The following is a 6,075-nucleotide window of genomic DNA, read 5'->3' as shown; positions in this document are numbered from 1 at the left end:
TGAGTGAGATCCGGATGTTCTTTTCGATAGTTGATAGCATCCAACTTAAATTGTTTGGTGTGTTGAGTTTTCTTACATGACATGATGAGTTTCTCCTCTTGTTATTATACATTTTATTTGTATCAAGGAAATATCTCATTTTTGTTTTGTACTAATTAGATGCTAACATCATCATGATAAAGATGGAAAAAATGTCTATGCGGTAAGTGAAGGAATCCGAAAGAGTACCGGTGGGTTTATACGTCAGAAGGCAACATTCAAGGTACCGGAAGATGCGGCCGATACAAAAGTAAGAGTATTTTTATACATGTATCGAGTAAAAGGAACAGTTTATGGAGACATGGTACAGCTGGAGTGCGGAACAACTGCAAACCGCTGCAATCTGATAGATAATGGAGATTTTTACTTTGGGAGTACGCAGGGCTTTACCGGCTCGGAAACCACGCTTGCAGATGAACTGACAACAGTGGGAACCAGCGTATATGTTCCTGTCAGATATGCAATGATGGTGATCACAGATTTTGTGGATGTTTATACAACACCAAAGGTGTCTGCAGAAACAAAGATCACAAGTATCTTCAAGAATGAATGTGTGGTGGCAAATGCATTTCTGAAAGATGGCAGTGGAAATCTCTGGTACTATGTGAAAACAAGAAACGGGCAGAAAGGATATGTCAGATCAGAGTCTCTGTGTATTTATATGCCGGGAGGAAGCGCCAGCAATTCCGCATGTACTGCAGTTGAGAATGCCATTCTCCGCTCCGCCCCATCTGCATCAGCAATACCGGTACAGGAAGGGATTGAAAAAAATACCTGTCTGGCATTACGCTCATCTGTAAAAGATTCCAGTGGAAACAAGTGGTATGAAGCAGGACTGGATATTGACGGAAAAAGATATTATGGCTATATTTCCGCAGATTCTGTAGTAAGACTGGCAACAAACACGCCGTATGGTTACACATATGCACCGGTGAACTGCTATACGACTCCATCTACAGTCAGTGGGCTGGTAACACTTCCCAAAGATACAAGAATCCGTATACGGGGAACAGTTACAAAGAATAATGGAGAAGTATGGTATGCGTTTATGCTTGAAAATACAGAAGAAAAAAAGTTTGCTTATATCCTAAATACAGCTCTTACGATATCCGAAGCTCCGGTAACAGACCGTAAAGCAACGGCCAAAGTAAATGAAAGGGTTCCGGGACTTGACGACCATATTTTCAAATTTGTGGGAGATTATGAAAGTGAAAAACGTCTGGTCAAAAAACTGGATCTCACAGGAAAAAAAGGCGATACCTACATGGTGAATGCCTGGGGATTCGGAACAACACTTCCGGAATCTTCTGTGGATAAAGGTCGCAGGTTTGGTGTGGAAGTCGTATTTATATCTGCAGATGGAAAGACAAAAGATACACACTACAGTAATTTCAGCCCGGATATTCTGGACTGGCAGTTCCTGAGTGATGTTTACGTGGCAAAAAATGATTATGCAAGTATTCAGGTAGCGTATACATACTGCCATAATGCCAATCTTGCGTTTGTAGATGGCATTGCGTTATTCCGAGAGGAGTTCGGACAGACATATACTTATGATGCAGAAAATAATCTCATTTCTGTTACAGATGCTCAGAAGAACCGGCAGAAATTTGAGTATAATGCGACTGGTGATGTAACCGGGATCACAGACCCGAAAGGAAATAATTTCAAGTATGAGTATGATGCAAAACGTCGTCTGCGAACCGCAACTTCCGCAGAAAACGTCAAATACCGTCTGAAATACGACACAAAAGGAAACATTGTGGAAAGTGGCTGTATTGCTGCGTCAGATACCACAGAGACAAAGGGCACCTGGGTGGCTCGTAAATTCACAGAGAAGAAAAATCATGTAGCAGGCGTTACGGATACAGAGGGAAATACCGTATCCTATGAGTGGGATGAAACTACAGATCTGCTGAAATCACTTACAGATGGAAGAGGAAATAAGATTTCCTACAGATACGATGCCGCACAGCGCCTCAGTGCAGTAAGCCAGAAAGTAACAATTGGAAATGTACAGAAAACAGTGACCAATGCGTATACCTACAAAAATGACAGACTTGCGTCCATCAGCCATAATGGATTTGCCTACGGATTTACCTATGATGCATTTGGAAATATGTTGCGGGCTTCTATTGATAAAAAAGAAACGGATGCAGAATATTCCCATGAACTTGTCAGATATGAATATGAAGAGAAAAACGGAAATCTTGCAAAAACCATTTACAGCAATGGAGATTATATCCGTTATGAGTATGACAGCATGGATCGTATCCAGATGAGCTACTATTACAGTGCCAGTGCGTCTGCAGAAAAAAGAATGAATCATTATGTGTATGACCGAAGCGGAAATCTTGCAAAAGTACAGGCATACCTGGCTGGAAAAACCTATGATCTGGAATATGATTTCCTGGACAGGCTGATGCGTGTTACAGATGAATCCGGACAGAGATACCAGTATTTCTATGATGCAAATAATAACATGACAGAGCTTCGCGTATATTCTGATGAATATGGAACAAAAACAAATTACAGCTATGATAAAGACAGCAGAGAAACAAAAACAAAGATCATGAGCGGAAAAGAGAGAACCGTTACTTATGATTCCTGTGGAAGAGTTGCAAAAACAGAGTGGAACACCACAAATCCTTTAACTCTGACATATGGATATTATTCTCCGGATAAACAGGTCGGTACACTTCCAAGAAAAATAACGGTAGGTTCCAGAACCCTGAGTTATACTTATGATGCAAACGGAAATATCACGGCGATCACAGATACCAAAGGTTCCAGTACAGTAAAAGAATCCTATATATACGATGAGCTGAACCGTCTGATCCGGGAAAACAGCCAGACGCAGAAGAAGACATTCATCTATGAGTATGATCTGGGTGGAAATCTTGTAAAAGTATGTGAGTATCCATATACAACAGGAACGCTTCCAACAAAACCATCTGCAACAGAAACCGGAACCTTCGGACAGGTATGGCGGGATAAACTGATGAAGTGGAATGGTGTAGTCATGCAGTATGATTCAATTGGAAATATGACCAAAAAAGGAAATACTACATTCACATGGACTCAGGGAAGAAAGCTGGAATCTGTCAATAACGGGAAAAAGATCCGATACTACTATGACCATGCCGGAAATCGAGTAAAGAAAACCGTTGACAATGTAACAACTGAATACTGCATGGCAGGAGATCTTCTGGTAACAGAAAAAGGTGAGGGACACCGAATCTGGTATTACTATGATTCCGCAGCAAATCCTGTTTCAATGCGAGTGTCAGGAAAAGACTATTTTTACGTAAGAAATCTCCAGAATGATGTCATTGCACTGATTGACGACACCGGAGAGACTGTAGTAGAATACAAGTATAACAGCTGGGGAAAAATCCTGAGCATCACCGGCAGCAAAGCCGGCACCATCGGAAAAACAAACCCGTTCCGCTACAGAGGCTATTACTACGACGAAGAAACCGGAATGTACTATCTGAAGAACCGGTATTATGATCCGGAGATCCGGAGATTTATCAGTGCGGATAACTTTAAAAGTGAAAAAGCCTCTATGGAGACATTACATAATCGAAATTTATTTGCCTACTGTGACGATAATCCACTGGTACGTGCAGATCAGGATGGAAATGCATGGATGGTTGCAGCAGCAAGTTTTGTCGCTGGAATGGGACTTTCAGTTGGATGTCAGATGATTTTTGAGGGGAAAAATCTGTCAGAGATAAACTGGATCACTGCCGCTTCCGCAGGACTTGGAACCGCTATGGGATTTTTGGGAATTGGTGGTTCGACAACAGGTGCAGTTGTAAGTGGTGTTACTTCGTTTGTAAGTGATTATTATGAAAATAGAGATTTTACAAGTGCGGTTATAAATGGTGCGGTAAGTGCGGGAATATCATTATTTTGGAGTGCTGTAGATAATATAGGACCAAAGCAAAATCAAAAAGGATATTTGAAATATATGAGAAAAGATTACCATGACGCAAATCGAAGAATTTCAAATATGAACCTTTCATTCGCAGAGGCATTACCGCTACGAAGGGCAGTTAATGAAGAAAAAAATGAAAAAATGAGGCAATTAACAGTAACGCGAATAAATGCTTATTCTAGAGATTATTGGAGTAATAGGAAGGTTAATTCTAATATTGTAATACGAAAGTATGGGAGAGTTATTGGCGGGTGAGTATACTCCAGGAAAAGGAATGCGGTATATGAAGTGTTATGAGTATTTAGGAAAGTTATATTGGCTTTACGTATAATTTTGGCATATAAAATATATGGGAAACGTATTGGTGGGAAAGGTATTCCCACCAATACAAAACGGTATGTATTTAATAATTAGGGGGGATTAGAATAGACCGAAGGAAAAGAAAAAAGATACCTGAAAAAATTTTATTATTTTGTATTTTATTTTTGTCATATCGTTGGATTTTTGAAGATGATAGATTCACATTTGCAGTAGCCGGTTTGGGATATATGGCATTGACTGGATGGGTATTCAGATTTGGCGGAAGAGCGGATCAGGATATTTCTTCGGAAAGTGTAGATGAAAATCCTCTATATGTTTATGGGATGATGAGAAAAAATCGAAAATGGTTTTCCGGAATCAGAGGTTGTTTTCTGTTTCAAATGTTGCTTTTGACAGATGTTTTTTTTGCAGCAGTATATTCCTGTTGGAAATGTTGGACGAATAGCAGTGGGAATGATGCGATTGAAAAAGCGTTATTATCACTGCATATTTTAATGATAGTGGGGTATGTTGAATTTCTGAAGCATAGTGTTAGGATTCATGCAAGAAGCTACATGTATATAGAGAATAAAAAAGGAATCTGGATGCCATTCAGTTTTATTTGTTACAAATACGAGAAGTTAATAGATATCAAAATAACTTTTCCAGAAGAGGTCGAAGAGCGAAACGTTGTATTTGAAAAAGAGCTTTTACATAACCAGTACCAAAAAAAGTCAGAATATGAACTGGACGAAAAAGGAAAAGTAAGTTTTTTCAAGAAAAATAGAAATAATCAGGTGAATATCTGGGCGCTTATAGATATTACAGATATGGATAGAAATGATGTTTTGTTGTTAAATGATAAATTTGCAGAGTTCTGGATCAATGAGATGAGCAGAGAAGAAAAAAAGAAGGATATTCGTTTTACATTTGTAATCCAGGTAGATGAAATAAATGATTACCTGCAGGAAACTTTTTATGAAAGCGGGGGAATCTTTATGGATAAGCACAGAAGCCGGCTGCCTGTATTATATGTACGCAAACACGATATCCTGAAAGTAAAATGGGCTGATGATAATTCAAAATATATAAGTATCAATAAGGAAATGAGAAAAGAGTTAAAGAAAATATATGATGATTCGGAGATAGAATCCATTAATAGCTGAAGAAAGGAATCATATGGCGAATCTGATATTGAGCATTTTCGAAAGAGTTATAACAATATTAATGTTTATTGCATTGGCAGTTGCTCTCGTATGCAAGAAAAAATCTAAAAAGGTACCGCTTTTTATCATCAGACCAATTTTTCTGGTTGGTTTGTTATTTATTATGTTTCAGGCAGTATTTGTGCAGCGAAATTTTAGCTCGCTGGATAAAGCGATTCGGGCATATGATATTAAGGCGAAGCCAATAGCAACCTTGCAGGATGAGAAATCTACATATGTTATCATGGATGAAGATGGATCTATTGAAGGAAGAATTTTTCCAAAAAATGGAAAGAAATGGAAATTGCCGGATTCAGCATTTTTCAGAAAAAGTATGAGCTATCCTTCAGAAGATGCCAATATTGATATGAGATCAATAGAAATACATGGAGCATGGTATATTGTAATACTCCCACATTATCTTATGGGGGAGAATTCTATAGATGAGGTTCACGATTCGGCTGGAACAGAATTTTTAAAAACGGAATATGAGAATATAACGGTATATTATGGATATCTGAAAACGAAACCAGACGATTACTGGATTTCTGTAGATGGAGATAAAGTAGCGATCAATCTGTGAAGCGT

Annotated in this window: 3 protein-coding genes; all 3 read left to right on the top strand. The window is 38.7% G+C overall.

Annotated features, from left to right (window positions below; translation table 11 throughout):
* Positions 1-307 precede the first annotated feature (307 nt).
* The 3 genes from ACTNDQ_RS04360 (at position 308) to ACTNDQ_RS04350 (ending at position 6,070) form a co-directional block, all read left to right on the top strand.
* On the top strand, positions 308-4,237 hold the full coding sequence (locus ACTNDQ_RS04360) for an RHS repeat-associated core domain-containing protein (protein ID WP_441063873.1): 3,930 nt from the start codon (positions 308-310) through the stop codon (positions 4,235-4,237).
* 299 nt (positions 4,238-4,536) lie between these two features.
* Positions 4,537-5,448 carry a hypothetical protein gene (locus ACTNDQ_RS04355; protein WP_441063872.1) on the top strand — a complete coding sequence of 304 codons (912 nt, stop codon included), beginning with the start codon at positions 4,537-4,539 and terminating at the stop codon, positions 5,446-5,448.
* A 13-nt stretch (positions 5,449-5,461) separates the two neighbouring features.
* Positions 5,462-6,070 (top strand): hypothetical protein, encoded by a 609-nt coding sequence (locus tag ACTNDQ_RS04350; RefSeq protein WP_144093901.1) that lies wholly within the window; start codon positions 5,462-5,464, stop codon positions 6,068-6,070.
* Positions 6,071-6,075: the final 5 nt, after the last annotated feature.

This window comes from Blautia massiliensis (ex Liu et al. 2021) (assembly GCF_052064225.1).
Classification (GTDB): Bacteria; Bacillota; Clostridia; order Lachnospirales; family Lachnospiraceae; genus Blautia_A; species Blautia_A fusiformis.
The sequence above is the reverse complement of the archived record's forward strand: the minus strand, read 5'-3'. Positions and strand labels throughout refer to the sequence as shown.

What these genes read in the sequence shown, in the direction of transcription:
- ACTNDQ_RS04350 (WP_144093901.1), top strand. Translation starts at nt 5,462, where the DNA reads ATGGCGAATCTGATATTGAGCATTTTCGAAAGAGTTATAACAATATTA.
- ACTNDQ_RS04360 (WP_441063873.1), top strand. Translation starts at nt 308, where the DNA reads ATGTATCGAGTAAAAGGAACAGTTTATGGAGACATGGTACAGCTGGAG.